The sequence below is a fragment of the Aeromonas genomosp. paramedia genome (assembly GCF_023093515.1).
In the GTDB taxonomy this organism is placed as follows: Bacteria; Pseudomonadota; Gammaproteobacteria; order Enterobacterales; family Aeromonadaceae; genus Aeromonas.
In genome coordinates this window covers 21,213-46,694 of the sequence record NZ_JAAROG010000023.1, presented here as the reverse complement: position 1 = coordinate 46,694, position 25,482 = coordinate 21,213, and the positions used below count along the sequence as shown (strand labels likewise).

Here is a 25,482-nt window from a genome sequence, read left to right as displayed (position 1 = left end):
GGTTAGAATACCGGCCTGTCACGCCGGGGGTCGCGGGTTCGAGTCCCGTCCGCTCCGCCACTAATTTGAAAGGCCTTCTCTCACGGGAAGGCCTTTTTGCTATGCACTTTCAGCATCAGTTTCCAGGAAGCCCAATCTGTCGATTGGGCTTCTTTCGTTGTGCCTTGTCACTGCGGCGAGGGATTGCTCTAGTAGTAGATGCAGAGCCAGACGGTCGTCTCGGTAGGGTGGGTCCATTCCACCCTGTGCTGAAGGTGCGCCGGGATGTTGATGTAATCCCCTGGCCCAAGGTGGACGCGCTCCTGGACCCCGGTATCCGGTGTGATGAAGACCAGGATGGCTTCGCCCTGTATCAGCGCCACCCACTCGTGTTCATCCTGATCGAACCACTCTCCCGTGGGGGTCTGCTGCCCCTGGGAGAGGATGCGCTCGATGCGGAAGTGATTGGTGCTGACCAGGTCGGTGAACACCTCGTTGGGCAGGGGGGAGGGGATCTGGCCAAGCAGGTTGCCTGTGTGCATGGGCTTGTCTCCGGCTGATGTGGGGCTAGCTAAGAGTGTAGAAGCTGGAGGGGAGCTCCCCATGTGGAAGTTGAGGCTTCCAATGAGGCTTAAAATGGAAAAGTTCGGGAAAATGGTGCCTGATCCGCTGCAATCTCGCCAAATTCTTGCTATTTTGCGCGCCATTACGCAAACGATTTCCTTCACACATTCAGGATGAGTTATGGCAACGCAAGAAATGACGGCCCGCACCGGCAATAGCGGGTTTCTGGACTCCTATTTCTCCATCACCCAGCGTGGCAGCACTGTCCGCCAGGAGTTGCTGGCCGGTTTGACCACCTTCCTGGCGATGGTCTACAGCATCATAGTGGTGCCGAACATGCTGGGTGCCGCCGGCTTCGAGCAGGGCCCCGTCTTCGTGGCAACCTGCTTGATCGCCGCCTTTGGCTCCCTGCTGATGGGCCTGTGGGCCAAGCTGCCGATGGCCATAGGTTGCGCCATCTCCCTCACCGCCTTTACCGCCTTCAGTCTGGTACTGGGTCAGGGACTGAGCATTCCGGTCGCCCTGGGCGCCATCTTCCTGATGGGTGTGCTGTTTACCCTGATCAGCGTCACCGGCGTGCGCCAGTGGATCCTGGACAACCTCCCCTCCGGCATCGCCCACGGCACTGGCATTGGTATAGGTCTGTTCCTGCTGCTGATCGCCACCAACGGCGTCGGCATGGTGATCAAGAACGAAGGGGCCGGTCTGCCGGTTCAACTGGGTGAAGTGACCTCCTTCCCGGTCATCATGACGGTGCTGGGTCTGGCCGCCATCTTCGGTCTGGAGCGTCGCAAGGTGCCGGGCGGCATCCTGATGGTGATCATCGCCATCTCCATCCTCGGCCTTATCTTCGATCCGAAAGTGACCTGGCAGGGCTTCTTCGCCATGCCGAGCCTGACCGGTGAGAAAGGTTCACTGGTTGGCAGCATGGATCTGCTGGGCGCCCTCAATCCGGTGGTCATCCCGACCGTGCTGGCGCTGGTGATGACAGCCGTGTTTGACGCCACTGGCACCATACGTGCCGTGGCCGGTCAGGCGGGCCTTATCAACGAGCGTGGCCACATCATCAGCGGCGGCAAGGCCCTGACTGCCGACTCCGTCAGCAGCATGGTCGCTGGCGTGGTGGGTGGTGCTCCGGCTGCCGTCTACATCGAATCTGCCGCAGGCACTGCGGCTGGCGGCAAGACCGGTCTGACTGCTGCGCTGGTCGGCGTGCTCTTCCTGCTGATGATCTTCCTCTCGCCCCTGAGCTACCTGGTGCCTGCCTACGCCACCGCACCGGCGCTGATGTACGTCGGCCTGCTGATGCTGGGCAACGTCACCAAGCTGGACTTCAATGACTCGGTCGATGCCCTGGCAGGCATGCTGTGCGCCGTCTTCATCGTGCTCACCTGCAACATCGTGACCGGCATCATGCTGGGCTTCGTGGCCCTGGTTGTCGGTCGTCTGTTTGCCGCCGAGTGGAAGAAGCTGAACGTCGGCACCGTCATCATCGCCCTGGCGCTGGTGATCTTCTATGCCGGTGGCTGGGCCATCTAACCCATCCGCATATTCCGGTTATAGCGAAGGGCCCCGCGGGGCCCTTTTTCATGGCTGTGAGGCCGCTAGCAGTTTCTCTCCCGTTTGCCCCGCCAAGTTTCAGATTGAAACGCCAACGCACCTAATCCTGTTTCAAATCCGAACCTAACCTGCCGTCATTTTCCTCCCGATTTATCCCGTTAGACTGGCTCCATCAACCATCTGCCTACCCCGTGTGGTGGCAAGCCAAGGAGTGAGCCATGAAGAAACTGATCAATGCCGTCGATGCTGTGGTCCGTGAACAACTGATGGGGATGGCTGCAGCCCACCCCGAGCTCAAGGTACGTATCGAACCCCACTACATCACCCGCGCCGACGCCCCCGTGATGGGCAAGGTAGCGCTGGTCTCCGGCGGTGGCAGCGGCCACGAGCCGATGCACGGCGGTCTGGTGGGCAAGGGGATGCTGGATGGCGCCTGCCCCGGCGAGATCTTCACCTCCCCAACCCCGGATCAGATGTACGAGTGCGGTCAGGCCGTTGATGGAGGCGCGGGCGTGCTGTTTCTGGTGAAGAACTACACCGGCGACGTGCTTAACTTCGAAACCGCGGTCGAGCTGCTGCACGGTGACGGGGTCAAGGTCGGCTTCTCCCTGATCGATGACGACGTGGCGGTCAAAGACAGCCTCTACACCGCAGGTCGCCGTGGCGTTGCCACGACCGTGCTGTGCGAGAAGCTGGTCGGTGCCGCTGCCGAAGCGGGCTATGACCTGACCCGCTGCGAGGCGCTGGCCCGCCGTATCAACAACCAGAGCCGCACCATAGGCGTTGCCACCCACGCCTGCACCGTGCCTGCCGCTGGCAAGCTCTCCTTCACCCTGGCCGACAACGAGATGGAGTTCGGCGTGGGCATCCACGGCGAGCCCGGCATCGAACGCCGCCCCTTCACCGACCTCAATACCCTGGTGGATGACATGTTCAGCGAGCTGGCTGACAACACCCCCTATGGCCGCACCCTGCGCCACTGGGACAGAGCCTCCGGCAGCTGGCAGGAGGAGCACACCTTTATCGAGCCGCTGAATGGGGGCGATCGGGTCATCGCGCTGGTCAACAGCCTCGGCGGCACCCCCATTTCCGAGCTCTATGGCGTCTATGGTCGCCTCGCTACCCTGTGCGAAGAGGCGGGCATCCATCTGGTGCGCAACCTGATCGGTCCCTACTGCACCTCCCTCGACATGACCGGCATCTCCATCACCCTGCTCAAGGTGGATGATGAACTGATGACCCTGTGGGATGCCCCCGTTCACACCCCCGCCCTGCGTCGCGGCTGCTAAGGAGAACCCATGTTAAGCAAACATCAGATCGTCAACTGGCTGCTCGACTGCGAACACATCTTTACCGAGCAGCGTGACTACCTCACCGCGCTGGATACCGACATCGGCGACGGCGACCACGGCCTCAACATGCAGCGCGGCTTTACCAAGGTGGCCGAGAAGCTGCCTGCGGTGGCGGACAAGGATATCGGTCAGGTGCTGAAAACCACCGGCATGACCTTGCTCTCCTCGGTCGGCGGCGCCAGCGGCCCGCTCTACGGCACCTTCTTTATCCGGGCGGCGGCCAGCAGCGACGCCTGCCAGAGTCTGAGCCTCAGCCAGCTGTGCAAAATGCTGAGCGACGGGGTCGAGGGGATCGTCTCCCGCGGCCGTGCCGAGCCGGGCGACAAGACCATGTGCGACGCCTGGTGGCCGGCACTGGCCGCCCTGCAACAGGCGCAGCAGCAAGAGCTCTCCCTCAAGGATGCGCTGGACAGGGCGGTGGCAGCCGCCGCTGCCGGTACCGAGGCCACCATCCAGATGCAGGCCCGCAAGGGGCGCGCCAGCTATCTTGGCGAGCGCAGCATCGGCCATCAGGATGCCGGGGCCACCTCGACCCTGCTGCTGCTGACCGCCCTGCGTGACAGAGCGAGGTTGTGACATGATCGGAATCGTAGTGGTCTCTCACAGCGCCCAGCTGGCTGCCGGCTTGAAAGCGCTGGCCGACCAGCTCGGCAGCCCGGTCAGATTGCTGCTGGCGGCCGGGGTCGATGACCCCGACCACCCCATCGGCACCGACGCCATCGCCGTGATGAGTGCGATTGAAGAAGCGGATGACGGCAGCGGCGTGCTGGTGCTGATGGATCTCGGCAGCGCCCTGCTCAGCGCCGAGACCGCCCTTGAACTGCTGCCCCCCGAGTTAAGCGCCCGGGTGCGGCTCTGCCCCGCCCCGCTGGTCGAGGGTACCCTGGCCGCCGTGGTGGCGGCCGGTTCCGGCCTGACGCTGGATGAGGTGGCTGCCGAGGCGCTCGGCGCACTGGGCCCGAAACAGGCGATGCTGCCTGCCAGTGCGGCGCAGGCCGCCACGGAGACCGTCCCTGTTGCCGACGACTGCTGGCTGCGCTGCGAAGTGGTGGTGGATAACCCCCACGGCCTGCATGTGCGCCCCGCCGCCCGACTGGTGGCTGCCCTCAAACCCTTTGCCGCTGAACTCAAGCTGCAAAAGGGGGACAAAGAGGCCAATCCCCGCAGCCTGACCCGGCTCGCCATGCTCAACGTGCGTCAGGGCGACCGGCTCACCCTGCTGGCGCGTGGAGAGGATGCCAGCGCCGCCTTGGCCTGCTTCCAGCAGCTGGCCCTTGATCGCTTCGGCGACTGACCGGCCTGCTTCAAGGCGCGGCAGCGGCTTCATCGGCCAGCCGCCGCGCCACAGTTGTGCAAGTAAAAGACGAAGGAGTCCCCGGCACCGCCGCCCCTTCGCCCCGATTCTTAATACATAAAGAGAGAGGGATAGAATATGGACCGCATTATCATCAGCCCCAGCAAATACGTGCAAGGCAACGGGGCCCTCGCCAATATCGGCAACTACGTCAAAGCGCTCGGCGCTAAGCCGCTGATCCTGGCCGACGCCTTCGTCACCACGCTGGTGGGCGATACCGTGGCCACCAGCTTCCACGGCGCCGGTATCAAGCCGGAGTTCGACTGCTTCAACGGCGAGTGCTCCCGCCCCGAGATCGACCGGCTGCTGGCCCGCTGCAACCAGACCCCGTTTGATGTCATCATCGGCATCGGCATCGGCATCGGCGGCGGCAAAACCCTGGATACCGCCAAGGCGGTCGCCTTCTACCAGCAGGTGCCTGTGGTCATAGTGCCGACCATCGCCTCCACCGATGCACCCACCAGTGCGCTGGCGGTCATCTACACCCCGGAGGGGCAGTTCAGCGAATACCTGATGATCCCGACCAACCCCGACATGGTCATCATGGACACCGGCGTGGTCGCCCGCGCCCCGGTGCGGCTCTTGGTCTCCGGCATGGGGGATGCGCTCTCCACCTACTTCGAGGCGCGCGCCAACAAGGTCTCCGGTTGCCAGACCATGGCCGGTGGCGCTTCTACCCTGGCGGCGCAGGCCATCGCCGAGCTCTGCTACAAGACCCTGCTGGCCGATGGCTACAAGGCCAAGCTGGCGGTGGAGCAGGGGCTCTGTACCAAGGCGGTGGAGAACATCATCGAGGCCAACACCTATCTGAGCGGTATCGGCTTCGAGAGCAGCGGTCTGGCCGCCGCCCACGCCGTTCACAACGGCCTGACCCAGCTGGCCGAGTGTCACCACCTCTACCACGGTGAGAAAGTGGCGTTCGGTACCCTGGTGCAGCTGGTGCTGGAGAACGCGCCGATGGCGGAGATCGAGACCGTGCTGGCCTTCTGCCGCTCGGTGGGCCTGCCGACCAACCTGCATATGATGGGGGTCAAGGAGCTGGATATGGCGCGCCTGATGGAGGTAGCCAAAGCCTCCACCGCCGAGGGCGAGACCATCCACAATATGCCATTCAAGGTCACCGCCGAGGATGTGCTGGCGGCCATCGTCACCGCCCACCAGCTGGGGCTGTAACCGCGCTACGACTGACCCTGCCATATAACAAGGCCCCGCAACTGCGGGGCCGTTTCATTTTCTACGGGCCTCTTGGCGACGGCTCGCCGTCAGCCGTGATAGTCGACGGGATCGATCTCGAGCAACTTCAGCCGCCGCCACAGGGTGGTGCGGCTGATGCCCAGATGCTGGGCCATCTGGCTCACCTGCCCCTTGCAGGCGTGGGCGCAGCGCAAGATGGCCTGGCGCTCCAGCTCCGCCAGGGTGAGCAGCGGTTGCCCCACCACCTCGTCCGCCACCCGCTGATAACCGTGACGAATGGCGGCGGGCAGCGCCTCCGACGGGATCGGCCCCTGACCGGCGTGGAGCAGCGCATGCTCGACGGCACTGCGCAGCTCCCCCAGATTGCCTGGCCAGGGATAGGCGAGCAGACAATCGAGGGCCGCCGGACTGAACTGGCGCACCGGTTCGCGCCCCTGCGCCGCCAACTGCTGGCTGATAAGGCCCGGCAGATCGGCCGCGCGCTCCCGCAATCCCGGCAGCCAGAGCTCGCACGCCTGCAAGGCATAGAGCAGCTGGCGGCCAAACAACCCCTCCTGCACCCGCTGCTCCAGCGGGGCGCTGCTGGTGGCGATGATCCGCACCTTGAGCGGCAGGATGCGGGCCGAATCGAAGCGCTGGATGCGGCCGGTCTTGAGCAGTTGCAGCAGCGCCGCCTGCATGGGGGCAGAGAGGCACTCCACCTGCTCCAGCACTAACGTGCCGCCGTGGGCCAGCTCGAACTTGCCCGCCCGCTCCTGCCCCGCCTCGTCGGACCCCATCAACTCCAGCGCCATCCGCTCGCTCGGCAGCGCCTTGCAGTTGAGGGTAATGAGCGGCCCGGCGGCCCGTTCGCTGCCAAAGTGGATCGCCTCCGCCAGCTGAGCCTTGCCCACCTCCTCCTCGCCGCGCAGCAGGATCGGCCCCTGACTCTGGGCCGCCTGCCGGGCATAGCGCAGCAGCTTGCGCATGGCGCTCGATTCGCCCACCAGCGCCGACAGCTCGGGCACCGTCTGACGCAGCTGGTGAATGGCCCGCAGCCGATCGACCGGGTGCAGCAGGGCGATAAAGCTGACGCCCTCCGGCCCCGGCAGCGGCTTGAGGCTCACCAGCGCATTGATAAACTCCCCCTCCTGAGCGCCGAGCCGCTCCAGAGTCACCTCCACATGACTGAGCGGCGTCTGCCCCCTGATGGCCAGCTGCAACCGCTGGGGCAGCAGCAGGTGCTGCTCCAGAGGCTGGCCGAGACAAAGCGCCGGATCGAGCCGCAGCCGGTGTGCCGCCAGGGCGTTGAGGTAGCGCAGCCGCCCCTGCGGATCCCAGGCCAGCACGCCGTCATCCATGCCATCCAGCAAAGCGTAAAGCTCGCTCAGATGGTGCTGGGACTCCTGCATCAGGGTCTCCATCTGCAGCAGATGGGCCAGCTCGCGCCCGGCGCTGACGGTGAGCGCCAGATCGCCGACCGTTGCCCCCTCCACCCGGCAGACCAGGGCCATGATGGCGACCTGACGGCCATTGTTGTTGTAGACCGGGCTGGCGCAGCTGTGCCAGGGGTGCAGGGTCTGGTTGAAGTGCTGGGGGCCACTGACGCAGAGCGGAATCCCCTCCAGCGCCGCCAGATTGATGGCATTGGTGCCGATGCGCCCCTCGCTGAAGAAGGCGCCGGGGCCAAACCCCAGGGCTTCGAGTTCTGCCAGCGTCTCGCGATGGCCGGTGCGGGCCAGCAGGCAGCCGCTCTCGTCGGTGAGCAGCAGGGCGCAGGGGCGCCCCTCCATAAATTCGTAGAGATCTTCGAGGGCCATCTCGCCAGTGGTGAGCAACTCCCGCTTGCGCTGACGCAGGCTCTGCAAGGTCTGCCCCTTGGCGCTGTGGGGCGGATGCCAGAGGGTGGCGCTGGTCTGGTGGGCGCAGCGCAGCCAGGATGCCTGCAGATAGTCAGGCCAGGGCTGAAGGTGCTGGTGGTCGGATGGCATGGTCACAGCAATATCCGGCAAGAGAGAGACCGACCATTTAACCACTCTTGCCGGCCCGATTCAGTGACCTGCCTCAGAGGGCGGCAATGGCATCCCGATCCTCGCCCGCCGCCCCCTCGGCAAACTGCTGGCCGAGCCAGTGGCAGAAGGCGCGGCACTCCGGCATCCCCTCGCTCTCCTGGTGGATCAGCAGGCTCCACTGGGGCCCCTTGACCCTGAGCGCGGAGAGCGGCAGCAACTGCCCCTGCTCCCTGGCCGGCTGGGAGAGCCGTTCGCTCACCAGCGCCACGCCGAGCCCGGCGCTGGCCGCCTCCAGCAGCAGGCCGGGATCGGAGAAGTTGAGCCCCCGGGTCTGCAGTTGCAGATCCTCCCCCCCTTTCAGGGTCCAGTGGTGCCAATCGAGCTCCCGCTCGCCATGCAGGGTGGTGCGCTCTGCCGCCGGTTGGGCCAGCACGGCAGGGGCGGCCACCGGCAGCAACCTGTCCGCCAGCAGTGGCTGGTGGCGGCATTGGGCCTGGGGGGCGAGATCCCAGCGCAGGGCGAGATCTATGGTCTGCTCCGCCAGGTCGGGCACCTCGTCGCTGGTGAAGAGCCAGAGATCGATGTCGGGGTGCTGGCGATGAAACGTCCCCAACCGGGGCAGCAGCCAGTGGCGGGCGATGGCGCTACTGGTGTTGAGCACCAGCTGGTTCGGCTTGCGGTATTGCTCGAGGCGCTGGATCCCCACCGCCAGTTGCAGCAGCACGCTCTGGGTGGTCTCCAGCAGATCCTGCCCCGCATCGGTCAGGGCGACCGAGCGCCCCTGCCGGTGGAACAGCGGCTGGCCGAGCAGCTCCTCCAGGGAGCGGATCTGCTGGCTGATGGCGGACTGGGTGAGGTGCAGCTCCTGCGCCGCCTGATGAAAACTGCCGAGGCGAGCCGCCGCCTCGAAGCCCCGCAGCACGTTGAGCGGGGGCCAGTGCTTGAACATCATTGATTAGCTCCACTTATCACTTGCACTGAAAATCGATCGTTTGTTCGCCGTGTTATGGGGGGATAGTCTATTCCCATCGTCAGCAACCTTAATAGTACCTAATCAGAGAGGGAATATGCGGGAACAGGGAATAGTGGCAAAGGGCTGGTTCATGCCCGCCGAATGGTGCCAGCACGCCGCGACCTGGATGGTCTGGCCCCACAACAAGGCGCTGTGGGAATCCGGCTGGGGCGTCACCCTGGCCGAGGTGCAACAGGACTTCGCCCGGGTGGTCAACGCCATCGTCCGGTTCGAACCGGTCAGGCTGGTGGTCGACCCTTCCGCGCTGGCCGAGGCGCGCGCCCTCTGTGACGACAGGGTGACCCTGGTCCCCATTGCGGTAGATGACAGCTGGTGCCGCGACTCCGGCCCCACCTTCATCTGCCACCCCGAACTCGGCAGCGCCGGGGTGAGCTGGCGCTTCAACGCCTGGGGCGGCAAGTCGGTTCACGGTCTGGACGAGGGGTTGGCGCGGCGCATCCTCAATAGCCTGGAGCTGGAGTGTATCGGCAGCTTTCTGGCCAACGAGGGGGGCGCCATCCATGTGGACGGCGAAGGCACCCTGATCACCACGGAATCCGTGCTGCTCAACAGCAACCGCAATCCGGGGATCGGCAAGGGGGAGATCGAGCGGATCTTCAGCCGCCTGCTCGGCATCGAGAAGACCATCTGGCTGCCGGGGGATCCCGACCATGTCACCGGCGACATGACGGACGGCCATGTGGACGGGGTCTGCGCCTTCAGTCGCCCCGGCCAGCTGCTGGTGGATGCCACCCGGGATGCCAGCTCGACCTATGCCCGTATCGTCAGGGAGAACCGACGGGCCCTGGCCCTGGCCACGGATGCCAGAGGGCGCACCTTCGAGTTGCAGGATCTGTACGACGCGAGTGAGGCCATAGACACCGAGGCCGAGGTCTTCTGTGCCTCCTACACCAACTTCTACCTCGCCAACGGCGCCGTCATCATGCCCGCCTACGGGGTGGCGAGCGACCGGGAGGCGGCTGCTGTGTTGCAAGGCGCCTTCCCGCAAAGGGAGGTGGTGCCGGTCTCGATCAACCGGTTGGCCCACGGCGGCGGCGGTATCCACTGCATCACCCAGCAGCAGCCCGCCTGGCCGCTGCGGGGCTGAGCGTTGCACGGCGGCGGCCAATCACAGGGAGTAACCACATCATGATCAGGAAGACACCAAGGTGGATGGGCTGCCTGGCCCTGCTGCTGAGCCTCTCGGCCGAGGCCGGGGAGGCCGATGCGGCAACAGGAGAGGAGAAGGTGCTGCGGCTCTACAACTGGGCGGACTACTTCGCCCCCGATACCCTCAGCGCCTTTACCAGAGAGACAGGGATCCGGGTCATCTATGACGTCATGGACAGCAGCGAGACCCTGGAGGCCAAGCTGATGGCCGGTCGCAGCGGTTATGACCTCATCTTCCCCGGCGATACGGTGGCGGAGCGGCTGATGCGGGCGGGCAGCCTGCAACCGCTGGATCAGGGCAGGTTGCAGCACCTGGGGGAGATAGAGCCCGGCTTGCGGCGCCTGCAGCAAGCCTATCCCCATTCACGGGATGCGGTGGTGCCCTACACCTGGGGCACCATAGGGCTCACCTACAACGCAGCCATGATCCGGCAGCGGATGGCGGATGCCCCGGTCAACAGTCTCGATCTGCTGTTCAAGCCCGAGCTGGCGGCAAAATTTGCCGACTGCGGCATCTCCATCATCGACTCCCCCGACGAGGTGCTGGCTGTGGTGCTGCACTACCTGGGGCGGGATCCCCACAGCGGCAAGGCCGAGGATCTGGATGCCGCGCTGGCGCTGCTCAAGGGGCTCAAGCCCCATATCCGCAAGTTCCAGTCCCAGCCGGTGACCCAGCTGGTGAACGGCGATCTCTGCCTGTCCCTGGGTTACAGCGGCGACATGACCCAGGCCAGGCGCGCCGCCGCCGAGGCGGGCAAGGAGGTCGACTTCGAGTACAGATTGCCGAAGGAGGGGAGCACCGTCTGGATGGATACCATGGCGATCCCGGTGGATGCGCTCCATCCTGAATATGCCTACGCCTTCATCAACTTCGTGATGCGCCCGGCCAACATGGCGGCCATCACCAACAGCACCGGCTATCCGACCGCCAGTGCCAGGGCCAGACCCATGGTGGATGCCACCATGACGGCCAACCCGGATATCTACCTGGACGAAGCCAGCTACCAGCGGCTCATTCCGGGCAAAGACATTGCACAACCCCAGATGCGTGCCCGGATGCGAGCCTGGACTCGTTTCAAGAGCAGCCTCTGAACCCCAGGAGTAGAAAGATGTTTTCCCGACGCCACGTATTGAAACAACTGGTCGCCCTCGGCGCCATTGCCGGGTTCGGCAGCCTGCCCGGCGCCCGCTTGGCCTTCGCCGCCAGCGAGACCGGTGCCGCCGGCCGCTACCACATGCCGGAGGAGTCCTCCCCCCAGGCCCTGGTCTGGGTGGCCTTCGGTGCCACCAGCGAGATCTGGGGTCGCAACTACAAGGAGGTGCAGGCCACCATAGGCCGGCTGGTGCAGGCCATGGCGCCCTACACCCGGGTCAACGTGCTCTGCCACCAGGATGACGAGGAGCTGGCGCGCCAGCTGTGCGGGGAGCGCAACACCCACTTCGTCCACGCCGTGATGGACGACATCTGGCTGCGGGATACCGGCGGCGTCTTCGTGCAGGATGAGCAGGGGGAACTCGGGCTGGTGGACTTCAACTTCAACGGCTGGGGGGACAAGCAGGAGCACAGCCATGACGCCAGCATCGCCTCTCTGGTGAGCCGCCAGGCGGATGCCCATTACCTGCAGAGCGAGATCATCGGCGAGGGGGGCGGCATCGAGGTGGATGGCAACGGCACCGCCATCATGACCGAGAGCTGCTGGATCAACAGCAACCGCAACCCCGGCCTCACCAGGGCGCAGGTGGAGGCAGAGCTCAAGGCCAACCTGGGGCTGCGCAAGATCATCTGGCTGCCGGGGATCAAGGGCCGCGACATCACGGACGCCCACGTGGACTTCTACGCCCGCTTCGTGCGCCCCGGGGTGGTGGTGATCAACATGGACAAGGATCCCGACTCCTACGACTACAAGGTGACCCGCCAGCATCTCGCCATACTGCAGCAGGCGACGGACGCCGACGGCAACAAGCTGGAGCTGCATCAGCTGCCGCCGCCCCTGGGCGGGCGGGACAACAAGTTCAGCCGCAGCCCGGACTTTGCCGCCGGTTACATCAACTACCTGCCGATCAATGGCGCCGTGATCGCCCCCGAGTTTGGCGACAAGGCGGCCGACAGCTACTGCCGCGATCTGCTGGCCAAGCTCTACCCCGGCCGCAAGGTGGTGCAAGTCAACATAGACCCGGTGGCGGCAGGGGGCGGCGGTATTCACTGCATCACCCTGCATCAACCGGCCTGATCCTCCTCTGCCGACTCATGACCCGGTGCGACTCGACGCTCCGGGTCATGTCCCTTGGTACAACAGCCCCTCAGATCCCCGTCATGCCGATCTCGTCGAGCTGGACATGGGCGCCCTGGCGCAGGGTATAGAGCACGGCCTCGGCCAGATCCTCCACCTGCAGCCAGCCGGGCTTGCGATCGCCCGGGCAGGCCGGGGGCGGCACCTGGACCAGACCGGGGCAGAGGGTATGCACCCGAATGCCCTGATGCTGCACCTCCTCCCGCAGCGCCTTGGCGAACCCCAGCACGGCAAACTTGGCGGCGCAGTAGACGCTGGCCCTGGCGTAGCCGTTCTTGGCGGCCTGGGAGGCGATGTTGATGACGGTGCCATGGCGGCTCGCCAGCATGTCCGACAGGCAGGCCTGGGTCAGCAGAAAGGTCCCCTTGGCGCAGGTGTCCATGACCCTGTCCCACTCCGACTCCGGCAGATCCTGCACCAGGTAGTCGCTGCCCACCCCGCTGTTGTTGACCAGCAGGTCGATGGGACCGAGCCGCTCCCGGGCCTCGGCGTGGCGGGCGCGCACCTGATCGCCGTCGCAGAGATCCAGCGCAAGCGGCAGTACCCTCACCCCGTAGCGGGCGCTGAGCCGCACCGCCTCCTGCTCCAGCAGTCCCAGGCGGCGCGAGACCAGCACCAGCTCCACCCCCTGGCTGGCCAGGGCCTCGGCGATGGCCAGCCCTATGCCACTGGCGCCACCGCTGATCAGGGCGCGTGTTGCTCTCAGTTCGTTCATCTTGTCTCCTCCTTCAATGGAGCAGCCATTGTGGCGGCTGGGGCTTGGGGATCCCAGGGGAGGGAGGGGGCGGATTCGAACCCTGGTTCGTGTTTTGGCGAGACGATTCAAACTTTGGTTCTATGTGGGCGCGACCGGGCCCAAGCCGTGCGAAAAAAGACGCCGCCCAGTGGGCGGCGTCTTGCTTCTCTTGCGGGCGGGTCACTCCACCGGGGGCGGCACGGGCGCCTCTGCGGCGGGTGCTTGCTCCCCCTCTTTTATCCAGGCATCCAGCAGGGTGTAACCCACCGCCAGCACCACGGGGCCGATAAAGAGCCCTATGATCCCCAGCGCCAGCAGGCCGCCGATGACGCCCACCAGGATCAGGATCAGCGGCAGGTCGGCACCGCGCTTGATGAGGAAGGGGCGCAGGAAGTTGTCCATGGTGCCCGCCAGCAGGGACCAGACCAGCAGGAAGGTGCCCCAGGTGGTATCCCCGCTCCAGTAGAGGTAGCCCACGCTGGCCAGCAGCACGGGGAAGGGGCCTATCTGGGCGACGATCAGCAGGAACATCAGCACCACCAGGATCATGGTGTAGGGAATGCCGGCGATGAGCAGGCCTATCCCGGCCACCGAGGATTGCACCAGGGCGGTCACCACCACCCCCATGGCGACGGCGCGGATGGCCTGGGAGGCGAGCACCACGGCGTTGTCGCCACGCTGGCCCGCCAGCCGGTGGGCGAAGCGGCGAATGCCGTCGGCGGCTTTTTCCCCGGAGTGATAGAGCAGGCCGCAGATGGCCACCGTCAGCAGGAAGTGGACGAACAGCAGGCCGAGGTTGCCCGCCTGGGCCGCCAGCCAGCGGGCTGTCTGGCCGAAGTAGGGGGCCAGCTTGGCGAACAGCACCTGGCCGCCGCTCGCGAGGATCTGCTGCCAGAACTCGAACAGCTTGTCGCCCACCAGAGGCACCTGTTGCAGCCAGAGCAGCTCGGGGGGCGGGGAGTGGCTCAGCTCGGTGCCGAGATCGATCAGCATGGGGGCCTTCTCCGCCACGTTGGCCAGCGCCATGAACAGGGGGATGACGAACATCAGCAGCAGGATGCCGCTCATCAGCAGGGCGGCCAGGGTGCGCTTGCCCCACAGCAGGCGCTGGGCCATCTGCATCAGCGGCCAGGTGGCTATGGTGATCATGGTGGCCCAGACCAGGGCGGGCAGGAAGGGGCGCAGCACCATGAAGCACGAGATGATGAGCAGGCTGAGAAACAGCAGGCCCAGGGTGATCTTGGCCAAATCCACTTTTTTCATATGCATTGCGTTCCCTTTAACGAGGGGTGGGGCCCCGGGATCCGGCGCCAGTATTGATAAAAGACAGCAGCCACCAGAGTGCGGCACTCAGCCAGAACCCCAGGCAGCCATAGAGTAACCCTTTTCCCGCCAGGAGCAGCACAGAGCTGTCGGTGAGCACAGGGAGCACGAACAGCCCCCCGCCAATGAGCAGACCGCCCGCCAGGGCCAGCAGAGTGGCATGGAGGGCGGGAGCTGGGTGTCGTTCGAGTTGTAGCAGATTACCCGATACCAGTCCCAGGGTGAACATGGCGAGCCCCGCCAGGGCGGTGGACTGGGTCAGCCAGCCCGCCAGGGCGCAGGCCAGCAGCAGGAGAGCCCAGGGAGCTTGGCGCTGCGCCAGTGCCGCCAGGGGGGCGCGCAGTGCCAGCAGCAGGGCGCCGAGACCCAGGCCGGCCGCCACATCCGAGAGGAAGTGCACGCCGAGCCAGATGCGGGCCAGCCCGGCCAGGGCCGCCAGCAGCAGGGCCAGCCCCATGCCCTGCCAGGCTCTGAGGGAGGTCAGGGCGCCGAGCAGCAGGCCCCAGTAGAGCAGGGTCGAGACGGCGTGGCCGCTCGGCATGCCAAAGCCCTGGGCGCTCCTTTGCCCCAGCATGGGATCGAGGTGGAAGGGCCTGGGCCAGGCTACCCCCTCCTTGAGCAGCTGCACCAGCAGGGTGAGCAGCACCATGGCAAACAGCAGGTTGCGCAGCCTTGGCCAGCCCAGCAGGGGGAGCAAGAAGGGGAGCAGGGCCAGCTGGAAGGCCGCCGATCCCAGCAGATTGCCGACCTCAAGCCAGCGCGCGTCTGGCCCCAGCCACTGCTGCAGGCGCTGGATCAGCGGCAGCTCTGCCCTGTGCAGGGCGCTGCCTTCGGGACTGAAGTCCGGCACCCACTGCACCTCGCTCTCGGGCACCTGGGCCAGCCTTGGCGTTATCCAGTCGAGCTGCGTCGGGAAGCGGCGCTGATCTTGGGGGAGGCTGGCGGCATCGATCAGCCTGGCGTTGAGAATTTCGCCGCCGAGGTTCGGGGCCTCAAGCAGGGAGACAAAACCCGAGCCGCGCTGGGCCCGGATGGGGGTCAGCGTCTGGCAGGCGAATACCATGGCGCGCTGCCAGCGCCCCAGCTCCCCGGTGATCCGGCCATGGAGCCCCGTCTCCTCGAACAGCTCCCGCAGAGCCGCCTGGGCGGGCGTCTCGCCCCCGTCTATGTAGCCGCCACTCAGGCTGTAGCGATCGGAGATCCTGTCCTGGACCAGCAACAGATCCTGCTGGTGGCGGATCACGCAGGCGGCCGCACCTGGGGGCGCCTCGGCGGCGAACAGGGAGGATGACAGGGAGCCGAGCAGCAGAAGCAGTAAGAGAGCGAGTCTGGGCATGATGGTGCCACTAAGGGAATAGATGGGGACAAGGGTCACAGAAATCAGATACTTGGGCAATGACTTCCGGTGGATGGCCGGTGCAGGGCGGGAGTGTCTCGGCCCAATCTGGGGCGCAAGGATTGCCGTCGGCCCGGGCAGTCCCTAGTATTGGCGGCTATTGTTCTTCTCATTCAACACATCTTGGGGCCTTTCATGCGACAGTTCGGTTTCTTCCTGGGGATTGCCATCGGCGTCATCCTGATACTGTTTGGCAGCATCGTCATCTTCCAGGCCTTGCCTGCCGCACTGGACGTGCTGGAGATGCCGAGCCGCATTCCGTTCGTGCGCGAGGTCTACACCTGGCTGATGACCAGTGCCAATGGCCTCACCAGCCAGCTGGAGCAGAACTTCCTGGAGGCCTTCCAGACAGTGCTCAAGCTGATCCTGCTCATCACCTTCATGTGGGTCTGCGTCAAGCTGGTCAACATGGGAGTGCTGATCATCCGGGCCGGCGTCGACCTCATTCGCACCGCCATCGAGCACAGCGAAGACAAGGTGGCCAAGCCCACCGAGCAGGACCACCACCTGTAAGGCTCCCCTGCCCATTCGCAGATAAACGACAGGCCATCCTCGGATGGCCTGTTTGCATGGTGCACGGGTTCGCCCTCTTACACGACTTAGTTGAGCAGCTTCTCCAGCTCGGCCTCGGCATCCGCCCTGGCCTGATCGCTCTGCTTCATCCCCTGGGTTTCCACCTTGGTGGCCTGCGCCTGCACAGTGCCGGTCGCCCCGCTGACCACCTTGTTCAGCTGTTGCTGCGCCGTGCTGGCGGCCTGAGTGGCGGTGTCGCCGACGACCTTGCCTGCCTGCTGCTGCGCACTGGCTGCGGCCTGCCTGGCGGTGTCGCTGACGGCCTTGCCTGCCTGTTGCTGCGCACTGGCTGCGGCCTGCTGGGCGGAGCGGCTCACGGCCTGGTTGGTTTGCCGCAGGATATCGGTGGCATCGCTCACCGTCTGGGTGGCCGAGTCGCTGACAGCCTTGCTGGCTTGCTGCTGCGCCGAGGCGGTGGCACTGCCGACCGCCTGCTTGGCGGTATCGCTGACGGCCTTGCCTGCCTGTTGCTGCGCACTGGCTTCCGCTTGCTTGGCGGTATCGCTGACCGCTTGCTGGGCGAAGCGGGTCACGGCCTGGTTGGTTTGCCGCAAGATATCGGTGGCATCGCTCACCGTCTGGGTGGCCGAGTCGTTCACCGCTTTGCTGGCCTGCTGCTGCGCCTGGGCAGTGGCACTGCCGACCGCCTGTTTGGCCGAGTCGCTCACTGCCTTGCTGACCTGCTGCTGCGCCGAGGCAGTGACGCTGTCGACTGCCTGTTTGGCAGAGTCGCTGACAGCCTTGCTGGCCTGTTGCTGCGCCGAGGTGGTGACGCTGCCGACCGCCTGTTTGACGGAGTCGCTCACTGCCTTGCTGGCCTGCTGCTGCGCCGAGGCAGTGACGCTGCCGACCGCCTGTTTGGCGGAGTCGCTGACAGCCTTGCTGGCTTGCTGCTGCGCCGAGGCAGTGGCACTGCCGGCCGCCTGTTTGGCCGAGTCGCTGACAGCCTTGCTGGCCTGCTGCTGCGCCGAGGCGGTGGCACTGCCGACCGCCTGTTTGGCCGAGTCGCTGACAGCCTTGCTGGCCTGCTGCTGCGCCTGGGCAGTGGTACTGCCGATCATCTGGCTGGTCGAGTCGGTCAGGGCCTGAGTCGCACTCTGTTGCAGGTTGCCCATCACATTGCCAAGCAGGGAACCGCTTGTTCCCGTCATCACCTTGCCGGCGTCGGTGAGAGCGGTGGCGGTCGGGTTGCCGGCTTGCCACTCCTGCATGGTGCTCGGCCAGGTCGGGGTCGCCGCCGTCAGGTTCTCGCCAAACACCTGGGTGGCGCCATCGCCCTTCTGCAACATGACGGAGAGCTGGTTGGTGTCGGCGTTCCACACCATGCCGGCCTGTTTGGCCACATCCGGCACAGGGGCGTAGCGGGAGACCACGTAAAACAGCGGCCCCTCCTGCTGCAACTCGTTGGCCGTCTTGAGCAGCTGCATGGTGCTGTCGTAGTTGGGCCCCAGCATGGCGGTCATCCTGTCCTTGATCAGCGGCTGCTCGAACAGGTTGGCCTCGTTCGGATCGAAACCGACCAGGGGTTTGAGCAGGGCCCACATCAGCTGGCTGGTGGGGCTCATCATCAGCAGGGGGGCCACGCAGGCGGACAACATCAGACTCAGGCAGGCGGCCTTGAGCAACGGCATGATACGCATCGACAACATATCCAAGTAATTATTTGATTAATAAGGCTATATACTGTCTTTTCCCGACAGCATGACCCGAACTGGCCCGGCCCTTCACCCATGGGGATCGGCGGGCGCTGGCAGGCTATCATATTGCTTCCGGAATGCCAGATGAGCCGACACTTATTGGTCAAGTCGGCGACGCTGGTGGTCGCTTTAGGGGATCACTCTCTCGTTGTCACAGGTGTCACTCATGATCCGAACCGCGTTTTGTCTGTTTGCCCTCGGCGGGCTCCTCCCTGCCCAGGCGGCCCCGGCGTCGAACACCCTCAGCCACTCGGTGGGCACGGATCTGGTGTTGCCCCTGGGCTCGCTGCCCGAGCGGGTCTGCTGGTATCAGGATCAGAAATATTCCCTCGGATCGCGTATCCAGCAGGGGGATCTCTGGCTGGAGTGCGGCCCGCAAAACGACCAAGAGAGCAACGGGCCCCTGGCCTGGCACGAACCCGCCAGCTACGAGCCCGTCGACGAAGGGGCGGCCAACAGGGAGACGATCAGGGTGGGTCAGTGAGCCTTTTCTTGATCCAGCTACAGACACGGGCGTGATCCCTGTCGCATAATGCAGCTCCTTTCTTCTCTTGGCTGGAACCTAAGAAATGGCTCGTCGCTCTTCCAATGCACAACGTCGTCGCAGTAGCTGGTGGTACAAACGCTTGTTGGCAAGGGAGCGGGAAGAGCGCGAAGCGCGTTCCGTCCGGGATTGATACCGCATTGAAAAACGGAGCCTCGGGCTCCGTTTTTATTTATCACCAGCTCGGCGGTGCTCTTCCAATGCACTGCTTGGTTGCCGTAACGGGTGGTACAAACCCTTGTTGGCAAGGGAGCGGGAAGCGCGTGAGGGCGCTGCGTCCGGGATGGATACCGCATTGAAAAACGGAGCCTTTGGCTCCGTTTTTGCATTTATCACCGTCAGCATCACGACAACGGGGGCCATCAGGCCCCCGTTTTGCGTTTGCAGATGCTTACTGCCTGCGACTTAGCGCTGCAGGGCGGCCAGTGCCAGTTCGACCCGTTTGGCGTACTCGGGGTCGGCCTGCTCGAAGTGCTTGAGCTGGGCCGCGACTATGGCGTCATCCTCCACGTTGACGAGGGAACGCGCCAGGTTGGCGGCGAGGCGCGCGCGCTGCCCCTCGTCCATCAGGCGGAACAGATCCCCCGGCTGGCTGTAGTAGTCGCTGTCATGGTCACGGAAGTCGTAGTGCAGGGCAGCCCCCTCCAGACTCAGGGCCGGCTCGTGCTGCTCGCTCGGTTGCTGGGTGCCGAAGCGGTTCGGCTGGTAGTTGGGGCTGGCGCCGCCGTTGCTGTCCGCCCGCATGGCGCCGTCGCGGTGGGCGCCGTGATGGAAGGGGCAGCGCGGGGCGTTGACCGGCAGCAGGCCGTGGTTGACGCCGAGGCGATAGCGCTGGGTGTCACCGTAGGAGAAGAGCCGCCCCTGCAGCATGCGATCCGGCGAGAAGCCGATGCCGGGCACCACGTTGGCCGGTGTAAAGGCGGCCTGCTCCACGTGGGCGAAGTAGTTGTCCGGATTCTGGTTGAGCTCCAGCATGCCGACCGGGATCAGCGGATAGTCCTTGTGCGGCCACACCTTGGTGAGGTCGAACGGATGGATCTGGTAAGTCTGGGCCTCGGCTTCCGGCATCACCTGCACATAGACCTTCCAGCGCGGGAAGTCGCCCCGCTCTATGGCGTTGTAGAGATCCGCCTGGCTGGTCTCTCTGTCCTGACCGACGGCATTGGCCGCCTCCTCATCTGTGTAGAAGCTGTGACCCTGCTCGGTCTTGAAGTGGAACTTGACCCAGAAGCGCTCGTTGGCCGAGTTGATGAAGCTGAAGGTGTGGCTGCCGTAGCCGTTCATCTCCCGCAGGCTCCTGGGGATGCCGCGATCGCTGAACAGTATGGTGACCTGATGCAAGGATTCCGGATGGCGTGACCAGAAGTCCCAGGCGGCGGTGGCGCTGCGCAGGTTGGTGCGCGGATCCCGCTTCTGGGTGTGGATGAAGTCGGGGAATTTCAGGGGATCCCGGATGAAGAAGACGGGGGTGTTGTTGCCCACCAGATCCCAGTTGCCCTGCTCGGTGTAGAACTTGAGGGCGAAGCCGCGCACGTCGCGCTCGGCGTCGGCGGCGCCCTTCTCACCGGCTACGGTGGAGAAGCGCAGGAACACCGGGGTCTGCTTGCCGATGGCGCTGAACAGATCGGCCTTGCTGAACTGGCTGATGTCGTGGGTCACGGTAAAGGTGCCGTAGGCGCCCGAGCCCTTAGCGTGAACCACCCGCTCGGGAATGCGCTCGCGGTCGAAGTGGGCGAGTTTCTCCATCAACCAGATGTCTTGCATCAGCACGGGGCCGCGGGGGCCAGCGGTGAGGCTGTTGTTGTTGTCGACGACGGGGGCGCCGTTGGCGCTGTGCAGGGTCTTGTCAGTCATGGGGCATCTCCTTGTGATGAGCCGCCAGACTAGGGGAAGGGCGCGCCCGGCTCCAATGGAGTGTGCCTAACCCTTTGATTGGTTTCGCTGATGGGGGTGGAAACGAACGCCAGCCTTGCGGCAAGATGGGACTCAGCCAATCAGGAGGTCTCATGTCCATCACCATTCGCCGCGCCGGGCCGGAAGATGCCGCCCCCCTGCGCGATCTCTACGCCATGCCCAAAGCCCAGGCCGGTACCCTGCAACTCCCCTTCGCCTCGCTGCACCACTGGCAGCAGCGGCTCGAGCCGCGGGACGGGGTCACTGTGCTGCTGGCCGAATCCGATGGTCTGGTGGTGGGTAACCTGACCCTGTGGCAGGAGCCCAACCCGCGTCGGCGCCACGTGGCGAGCCTCGGCATGGCGGTGCGTGATGACTGGGCCGGGCGCGGCGTGGGCTCGGACTTGATGGCGGCCGCACTGGATCTGGCGGACAACTGGCTCGGGCTGACTCGCCTCGAGCTCACCGTCTGGAGTGACAACGAGGCGGCGCAGGCGCTCTACCGCAAGTTCGGGTTTGTGCAGGAAGGTGTCGCCCGGGATTACGGCCTGCGCCACGGCGTGCTGGTTGACACCCTCTATATGGCGAGAGTGCGCTCATGATCGACTATCGCGAGCGCCTGACTCCCGTGCTGCGGGCACTGGAGCAGGAGCCGGATCTCTCCATCGAGGAGCTGGCGAGCCGCGCCTGTCTCTCCCTCTATCACTTCCACCGGGTGTTCACCGCCGTGGTGGGGGAGTCTCCCGGCGAGATGTGTCGCCGGCTGCGGATGCAGCGGGCGGCCTGGCAGCTCTGCTATACCGATGCCAGCGTCACCGCCATCGCCCTGGGGGCGGGGCTCGCCAGCTCCCAGGCCTTTGCCAAGGCGTTTCGCCGTCACTATGGCTGCACCCCGGGGGAGTTTCGCCGCGACAAGGGCAAGAACGGACACCATGAGAGCAAGGATGGACACGCATGGGATGGTCCATCCCCTTATGCTGAAGGCCACTCATCAGCAAGGAGCAACACCATGAAAACCGTCGAGATGGATGCCCGCACCCTGGCCTATGTCAGGGTCACAGGCCCCTATGGCGAGGGCTATGACGCCGTCAGCAACCGCCTGCACCAGTGGGCTGCTGCGCGCGGGCTGGAGGACGGGGAGTGGATCTTCATCTACCACGACAACCCCGAGGTGACGCCGCCTGCCCAGTGCCGCACCGACATCGGCATCACAGTGCCGCCCCAGACCGGGGGCGAGGGGGAGGTGGAGATCCAGCTCATCCCCGCCGGGCGTTATGCCCAGTCCCGCTACCTCATCACGGATCGCAACCAGTACCGACCGCGCTGGCAGGAGCACATAGGCGACATAGTCTCCGCAGGGCTGGCGTTCGGCGACGGCCCCTGCTTCGAGCTCTATCACAGCGTGAGCTACGATCCCCTGCGCGACGACGTGAGTTTCTTCTCCAGCGTGCGCTAGGCAGACGGCAATAAAACGAGGCGCCTGTGGGCGCCTCTTGTCGTTTGGAGCAAGGCTCATCACGAGATTCAGGGCTGGCTGGGCACCTTGTCCCGCCGGGACTTCCACCACCAGCGCAAGCGGATCTGGGAGATCAGCATGCCTGCCAGCATCGGGGTGCAGCCCACCAAGGTTCGCTCGTTCAGGGCTGGCTGGGCACCTTGTCCCGACGGGACTTCCACCACCAGCGCAAGCGGATCTGGGAGATCAGCATGCCCGCCAGCATCAGAGCGCAACCTACGATGGCGCGTTCGTCCAGATGTTCCCCCAGCAGCAGCACACCGCCGATGGCGGCGAACACCGTCTCCAGGCTCAAGATGATGGCGGCGTGGGCCGGGTGGGCACCGCGCTGGCCGACCACCTGCAGGGTGTAGCCTATGCCGACCGACACCAGCCCCGCGTAGAGCAGGGCCTGCCAGCCCGCCACGGCGCCGCCGAGGGTCGGGGTCTCGATGACAAAGGCAGTACCAAGACTGAGCAGACCGCACACCACGAACTGCACCCCGGCAAGGCGGATGGGGGCGACCCGGTTCGAGTAGTGATCCAGCACCAGCAGGTGCACGGCCCAGAACAGGGCACCGATCACCTGTAGCAGATCACCGTAGCCTATGGTGAACTCCTCGGTGACGCTGAGGTAGTAGAGCCCGGCCATGGCGATAAGGGCGCCAATCCAGGTGTTGGCCCCCGTCTTGTGGCGCAGGGCCAGGCCGATGACGGGCACCAGTATGATGTAGAGACCCGTAATGAAGCCCGCCTTGGCGGCCGTGGTGTAGAGCAGCCCCACCTGCTGCAGGGAGGCGGCGCTGAACAGCACGCCCCCGGCGATCAGGCCCCCGACCAGCAGCAGGCGGCGATCGCCTGCGGATGATCCGGCTTGCGGCCTGGGCTGGCGCGACTTGAGCCACCACAGGAGCGGCAGCAGGGAGGCGGCCCCGAGCAGGAAGCGCAGGCCGTTGAAGGTGAAAGGCCCCATGTGATCCATCCCCAGGCGCTGGGCGACGAAGCCCAGCCCCCAGATGGCGGCGGCCATCAATAACATCATGTTTGAACGCATACGGATTCATCCCTGAGAGAGCAGTGACAGAGGCACTCGGGCCCCTCCCAGTACGATACCCGTCAGCGGGGGGCTTTGTCGCCGGTGATTTGCAATCCGATGGGCGCCAGTCCGAGTCTGCTACCAGCCGCCAGCCAGCCTGGCGAGCAGGGGCAGCAGGGCGAGCAGCAGCAGGTTGCCCCGAAGGATCCAGATCACCCAGAACTGCTGCTGGATGGAGACAATGGGGGCACGCCCCTGACGCAGGGAGCGGCGCCAGTGATGGAACAGCCGGCTGGGGTAGCCGAAGCTGAGGGCCATGGCGAAGAACAGCAGCAGCTTGGTGCGATAGCCGGGATTGGCCAGCAGGGCCGCCGGTTGCAGCGGGTGGGCGAGCACCATGAGCACGCCTGTGATGAAGATGAACAGCAGCGCCAGCGCCGCCAGGCTGTCTGCCAGCAGCAGCTTGCGCACCTGCTCGATGGACATGCCGCGCCGGAACAGAAAGTACTCAGAGGTGATGGCGCCGGTCAGGGTGATCACGGCGCAATAATGGAGCGCGGTCAGCAGTTCCGGGTTCAACATCCGAGCCTGTTCCTTCTCGTTGGCCACATGGCAAGCTTCCCTTTGGACGCCATAGAGCGGGGCTGATATTCTGACACTACACGACGTCGGGGGATAGCAGGAGTCAGGGTTGGATAAACGAGCAGTCTCCAAAAAGACCTGGTCCCTGGTTGCCCGGATGCGTCTGGGCTTGTTGCTGTTGTTCATTCCCGTGCTGATGCTGGGCGCCATCTACTACCTGCACATGGAGCGCAGCCTGCAACGAGAGTTGCAACACCGTCTGCTCGCCACCAACCACCAGCTGCGTCACGTCTTCATCGAACCCTACCTGCACGAAATGGAACGCCAGTTCACCCTCATCTACGACCAGGTGAAGGTGGACGACATCAGCGGCCCCCGCCTGCACAATGCCGAGAGCTACCTCAAGGAGTGGCAGCTCTACAAGGGGGTCATGGCGGATCTCATCTACATCTATGTCGGCACCGCCGAGCGCCAGATGCTTATCTACCCCGAGTGGCAGGCGGATGCGGGCTTCGATCCCAGGACGCGCCCCTGGTATCGGCTGGCCAGCCAGCATGTGGGCAAGATGGTCTGGACCGAGCCCTATTATGACTACACCAACGGCAATCTGGTGATCGCGCTCGCACGGGCGCTCACCGACCAGGAGGGCCGGGTGCGCGGTGTGTTCGCGGTCGATGCCGTGCTTGCCCCCTTCTCCGCCCAGCTGAACCGGCACCTGGACAACGGTTATCAGATGATCGTCAATCAGTCCGGCAAGGTGCTGGCCCATCCCGATCCTTCCCGGCTGCTCAAGCCCATGACGCACCCGAGCTGGCTCTCCCGCTTCAGCGCCGAGGACGGCATCTTCCTGGACTCGGACTCCCGGCAGTTCGTGGCCTACAGCCGCCTGCCGGATCGCAACTGGGTGCTGATCAGCGTGCTGCCGGCGTCGAGCATCCAGGCGGTGGTGGCGAGCGCCTCCCTCAACGTGCTCGGGGTGGTGTTGCTGGCCTGCGTGCTCTATGCGCTGCTGGCCCTGGTCTGGTCCCGTTACTTCAGGCGGATGCTGGACGAGATCTCCACCATGATCCGCGCCAGCAGGATGCCACCCGATGGGGTGCCCCATGGGGGCATGCACGAGCTCAGGCACGTCTACGCCGAGCTGGCGGAGGTGAGCAAGGATTATCACGAGGCGCGCCAGCAGGCGAATCTGGACAAGTTGACCGGCCTCTACAACCGCCGCTTCTTCGACGAACGGCTGAACCGGCTGCTGCTGGAGCAACACAGCTTCTGTCTGGCCATGATCGATCTGGATGGCTTCAAGCTGGTCAACGACAACTATGGTCACCAGACCGGGGACGTGGTGCTCAAGCGGGTGGCCAAGCTGGGCAACCAGCTGCTGGAGGATCACGGCTGGGTCTGCCGTTACGGCGGCGAGGAGCTGGTGGTGCTGTTCGCCAACCCCGACATCCACTTCTGCCAGATGCTGCTGGAGCAGTACAGGATAGGGGTTGCGTCCCTGGACTGGCGTGAACCCGGCCTCGGGATCACCTTCAGCGGCGGCCTGGTGGCGAGTGCCCCCGGTCTGGATGCCAAGGGGCTGCTCGATATCGTCGATGCCGAGGTGTATCGCGCCAAGCGGGATGGCAAGAACCGCATCTATCTGGGGGATGTCGCCCCCTTGGCGCAGCAGAAAGTGCCGCCGGAAGACGATGGGGTACTGAGCAAGGAAGAGGCCTGAGGGCCTCTTCTTCATTCAGC

22 protein-coding genes and 1 pseudogene are annotated in these 25,482 nt (G+C 65.0%); 13 read left to right on the top strand and 10 right to left on the bottom strand.

Going from position 1 to position 25,482, the window contains the following annotated elements; all coding sequences use genetic code 11:
* Positions 1–188 precede the first annotated feature (188 nt).
* Entirely contained in the window at positions 189–521 is a 333-nt protein-coding gene (locus tag HB860_RS17790) for a cupin domain-containing protein (RefSeq protein ID WP_042001328.1), read from the bottom strand.
* Between the two features lie 202 nt (positions 522–723).
* On the opposite strand from HB860_RS17790, the gene HB860_RS17785 reads away from it, so the two are divergent.
* From HB860_RS17785 to HB860_RS17765, 5 genes are all read left to right on the top strand, one after another.
* Positions 724–2,082 (top strand): NCS2 family permease, encoded by a 1,359-nt coding sequence (locus tag HB860_RS17785; RefSeq protein WP_162519284.1) that lies wholly within the window; start codon positions 724–726, stop codon positions 2,080–2,082.
* A 239-nt stretch (positions 2,083–2,321) separates the two neighbouring features.
* Positions 2,322–3,392 carry a dihydroxyacetone kinase subunit DhaK gene (gene dhaK, locus HB860_RS17780; RefSeq protein ID WP_247627499.1) on the top strand — a complete coding sequence of 357 codons (1,071 nt, stop codon included), beginning with the start codon at positions 2,322–2,324 and terminating at the stop codon, positions 3,390–3,392.
* A gap of 9 nt (positions 3,393–3,401) precedes the next feature.
* Entirely contained in the window at positions 3,402–4,031 is a 630-nt protein-coding gene (dhaL, locus tag HB860_RS17775) for a dihydroxyacetone kinase subunit DhaL (protein ID WP_247627498.1), read from the top strand.
* Between the two features lies 1 nt (position 4,032).
* Entirely contained in the window at positions 4,033–4,749 is a 717-nt protein-coding gene (dhaM, locus tag HB860_RS17770; RefSeq protein ID WP_247627497.1) for a dihydroxyacetone kinase phosphoryl donor subunit DhaM, read from the top strand.
* 138 nt (positions 4,750–4,887) lie between these two features.
* Positions 4,888–5,982 (top strand): glycerol dehydrogenase, encoded by a 1,095-nt coding sequence (locus HB860_RS17765; protein WP_247627496.1) that lies wholly within the window; start codon positions 4,888–4,890, stop codon positions 5,980–5,982.
* 89 nt (positions 5,983–6,071) lie between these two features.
* Here HB860_RS17765 and dhaR read toward each other — a convergent pair whose 3' ends face one another.
* Both dhaR and HB860_RS17755 read right to left on the bottom strand, forming a co-directional pair.
* Positions 6,072–7,973 carry a dihydroxyacetone kinase operon transcriptional regulator DhaR gene (gene dhaR, locus HB860_RS17760; protein ID WP_247627500.1) on the bottom strand — a complete coding sequence of 634 codons (1,902 nt, stop codon included), beginning with the start codon at positions 7,971–7,973 and terminating at the stop codon, positions 6,072–6,074.
* 73 nt (positions 7,974–8,046) lie between these two features.
* Entirely contained in the window at positions 8,047–8,946 is a 900-nt protein-coding gene (locus tag HB860_RS17755) for a LysR substrate-binding domain-containing protein (RefSeq protein ID WP_247627495.1), read from the bottom strand.
* A 115-nt stretch (positions 8,947–9,061) separates the two neighbouring features.
* Here HB860_RS17755 and HB860_RS17750 point away from each other — a divergent pair, with 115 nt between their 5' ends.
* The 3 genes from HB860_RS17750 to HB860_RS17740 are packed head-to-tail and all read left to right on the top strand — an operon-like array spanning position 9,062 to position 12,407.
* On the top strand, positions 9,062–10,114 hold the full coding sequence (locus HB860_RS17750) for an agmatine deiminase family protein (RefSeq protein WP_247627494.1): 1,053 nt from the start codon (positions 9,062–9,064) through the stop codon (positions 10,112–10,114).
* A gap of 41 nt (positions 10,115–10,155) precedes the next feature.
* Entirely contained in the window at positions 10,156–11,268 is a 1,113-nt protein-coding gene (locus HB860_RS17745; protein ID WP_247627493.1) for an extracellular solute-binding protein, read from the top strand.
* Positions 11,269–11,285: 17 nt separating this feature from the next.
* The gene (locus HB860_RS17740) at positions 11,286–12,407 is read left to right on the top strand and encodes an agmatine deiminase family protein (protein WP_247627492.1); all 1,122 of its coding nucleotides are present in this window, start codon (positions 11,286–11,288) and stop codon (positions 12,405–12,407) included.
* Between the two features lie 70 nt (positions 12,408–12,477).
* Here the strand turns inward: HB860_RS17740 and HB860_RS17735 are convergent, their stop codons facing one another.
* From HB860_RS17735 to HB860_RS17725, 3 genes are all read right to left on the bottom strand, one after another.
* Positions 12,478–13,182 carry an SDR family oxidoreductase gene (locus tag HB860_RS17735; protein WP_247627491.1) on the bottom strand — a complete coding sequence of 235 codons (705 nt, stop codon included), beginning with the start codon at positions 13,180–13,182 and terminating at the stop codon, positions 12,478–12,480.
* Between the two features lie 201 nt (positions 13,183–13,383).
* Positions 13,384–14,472 carry an AI-2E family transporter YdiK gene (ydiK, locus tag HB860_RS17730; RefSeq protein WP_247627490.1) on the bottom strand — a complete coding sequence of 363 codons (1,089 nt, stop codon included), beginning with the start codon at positions 14,470–14,472 and terminating at the stop codon, positions 13,384–13,386.
* A gap of 10 nt (positions 14,473–14,482) precedes the next feature.
* Positions 14,483–15,862, bottom strand: a complete 1,380-nt coding sequence (locus tag HB860_RS17725) for a bifunctional NUDIX hydrolase/phosphatase PAP2 family protein (RefSeq protein ID WP_247627489.1) — start codon at positions 15,860–15,862, stop codon at positions 14,483–14,485.
* A 195-nt stretch (positions 15,863–16,057) separates the two neighbouring features.
* Between HB860_RS17725 and HB860_RS17720 the strand changes: the two genes are divergently transcribed.
* Positions 16,058–16,435, top strand: coding sequence for a hypothetical protein (locus HB860_RS17720; RefSeq protein WP_247627488.1), 378 nt, complete (start codon positions 16,058–16,060; stop codon positions 16,433–16,435).
* A gap of 620 nt (positions 16,436–17,055) precedes the next feature.
* Here the strand turns inward: HB860_RS17720 and HB860_RS17715 are convergent.
* A pseudogene (locus HB860_RS17715) lies at positions 17,056–18,135 on the bottom strand (hypothetical protein); the annotation flags it as partial.
* A 223-nt stretch (positions 18,136–18,358) separates the two neighbouring features.
* Between HB860_RS17715 and HB860_RS17710 the strand changes: the two are divergent.
* A complete protein-coding gene (locus tag HB860_RS17710) occupies positions 18,359–18,676 on the top strand; it encodes a YnjH family protein (RefSeq protein ID WP_247627487.1) in 318 nt (105 codons plus the stop codon).
* A 465-nt stretch (positions 18,677–19,141) separates the two neighbouring features.
* Here HB860_RS17710 and HB860_RS17705 read toward each other — a convergent pair whose 3' ends face one another.
* Positions 19,142–20,590 carry a catalase gene (locus HB860_RS17705; RefSeq protein WP_247627486.1) on the bottom strand — a complete coding sequence of 483 codons (1,449 nt, stop codon included), beginning with the start codon at positions 20,588–20,590 and terminating at the stop codon, positions 19,142–19,144.
* A 152-nt stretch (positions 20,591–20,742) separates the two neighbouring features.
* Between HB860_RS17705 and HB860_RS17700 the strand changes: the two genes are divergently transcribed.
* Together HB860_RS17700 and HB860_RS17695 are read left to right on the top strand one after the other, a co-directional pair.
* Complete coding sequence (locus HB860_RS17700; RefSeq protein ID WP_139436211.1) at positions 20,743–21,231, top strand: GNAT family N-acetyltransferase; 489 nt, start codon at positions 20,743–20,745, stop codon at positions 21,229–21,231.
* Positions 21,228–22,085, top strand: coding sequence for an AraC family transcriptional regulator (locus HB860_RS17695; protein ID WP_247627485.1), 858 nt, complete (start codon positions 21,228–21,230; stop codon positions 22,083–22,085). Before HB860_RS17700 ends, HB860_RS17695 begins: the two co-directional genes overlap by 4 nt.
* A 181-nt stretch (positions 22,086–22,266) precedes the next feature.
* On the opposite strand, the gene HB860_RS17685 is transcribed toward HB860_RS17695, so the two are convergent.
* Both HB860_RS17685 and HB860_RS17680 read right to left on the bottom strand, forming a co-directional pair.
* Positions 22,267–23,178: a DMT family transporter gene (locus HB860_RS17685; RefSeq protein WP_247627484.1), complete on the bottom strand. Its 912-nt coding sequence runs from the start codon at positions 23,176–23,178 to the stop codon at positions 22,267–22,269.
* A gap of 120 nt (positions 23,179–23,298) precedes the next feature.
* Entirely contained in the window at positions 23,299–23,742 is a 444-nt protein-coding gene (locus HB860_RS17680; protein WP_139436217.1) for a DUF2214 family protein, read from the bottom strand.
* A 109-nt stretch (positions 23,743–23,851) separates the two neighbouring features.
* Between HB860_RS17680 and HB860_RS17675 the strand changes: the two genes are divergently transcribed.
* On the top strand, positions 23,852–25,462 hold the full coding sequence (locus HB860_RS17675; protein WP_247627483.1) for a sensor domain-containing diguanylate cyclase: 1,611 nt from the start codon (positions 23,852–23,854) through the stop codon (positions 25,460–25,462).
* Positions 25,463–25,482 lie beyond the last annotated feature (20 nt).

Coding starts and splice junctions, on each gene's coding strand:
- HB860_RS17700 (WP_139436211.1), top strand. CDS start 20,743: ATGTCCATCACCATTCGCCGCGCCGGGCCGGAAGATGCCGCCCCCCTG.
- ydiK (WP_247627490.1), bottom strand. CDS start 14,472: ATGCATATGAAAAAAGTGGATTTGGCCAAGATCACCCTGGGCCTGCTG.
- HB860_RS17785 (WP_162519284.1), top strand. CDS start 724: ATGGCAACGCAAGAAATGACGGCCCGCACCGGCAATAGCGGGTTTCTG.
- HB860_RS17710 (WP_247627487.1), top strand. CDS start 18,359: ATGATCCGAACCGCGTTTTGTCTGTTTGCCCTCGGCGGGCTCCTCCCT.
- dhaM (WP_247627497.1), top strand. CDS start 4,033: ATGATCGGAATCGTAGTGGTCTCTCACAGCGCCCAGCTGGCTGCCGGC.
- HB860_RS17740 (WP_247627492.1), top strand. CDS start 11,286: ATGTTTTCCCGACGCCACGTATTGAAACAACTGGTCGCCCTCGGCGCC.
- HB860_RS17765 (WP_247627496.1), top strand. CDS start 4,888: ATGGACCGCATTATCATCAGCCCCAGCAAATACGTGCAAGGCAACGGG.
- HB860_RS17725 (WP_247627489.1), bottom strand. CDS start 15,862: ATGCCCAGACTCGCTCTCTTACTGCTTCTGCTGCTCGGCTCCCTGTCA.
- dhaR (WP_247627500.1), bottom strand. CDS start 7,973: ATGCCATCCGACCACCAGCACCTTCAGCCCTGGCCTGACTATCTGCAG.
- HB860_RS17705 (WP_247627486.1), bottom strand. CDS start 20,590: ATGACTGACAAGACCCTGCACAGCGCCAACGGCGCCCCCGTCGTCGAC.
- dhaL (WP_247627498.1), top strand. CDS start 3,402: ATGTTAAGCAAACATCAGATCGTCAACTGGCTGCTCGACTGCGAACAC.
- HB860_RS17790 (WP_042001328.1), bottom strand. CDS start 521: ATGCACACAGGCAACCTGCTTGGCCAGATCCCCTCCCCCCTGCCCAAC.
- HB860_RS17750 (WP_247627494.1), top strand. CDS start 9,062: ATGCGGGAACAGGGAATAGTGGCAAAGGGCTGGTTCATGCCCGCCGAA.
- HB860_RS17735 (WP_247627491.1), bottom strand. CDS start 13,182: ATGAACGAACTGAGAGCAACACGCGCCCTGATCAGCGGTGGCGCCAGT.
- HB860_RS17695 (WP_247627485.1), top strand. CDS start 21,228: ATGATCGACTATCGCGAGCGCCTGACTCCCGTGCTGCGGGCACTGGAG.
- HB860_RS17745 (WP_247627493.1), top strand. CDS start 10,156: ATGATCAGGAAGACACCAAGGTGGATGGGCTGCCTGGCCCTGCTGCTG.
- HB860_RS17720 (WP_247627488.1), top strand. CDS start 16,058: ATGCGACAGTTCGGTTTCTTCCTGGGGATTGCCATCGGCGTCATCCTG.
- HB860_RS17680 (WP_139436217.1), bottom strand. CDS start 23,742: ATGTTGAACCCGGAACTGCTGACCGCGCTCCATTATTGCGCCGTGATC.
- HB860_RS17755 (WP_247627495.1), bottom strand. CDS start 8,946: ATGATGTTCAAGCACTGGCCCCCGCTCAACGTGCTGCGGGGCTTCGAG.
- HB860_RS17685 (WP_247627484.1), bottom strand. CDS start 23,178: ATGCGTTCAAACATGATGTTATTGATGGCCGCCGCCATCTGGGGGCTG.
- dhaK (WP_247627499.1), top strand. CDS start 2,322: ATGAAGAAACTGATCAATGCCGTCGATGCTGTGGTCCGTGAACAACTG.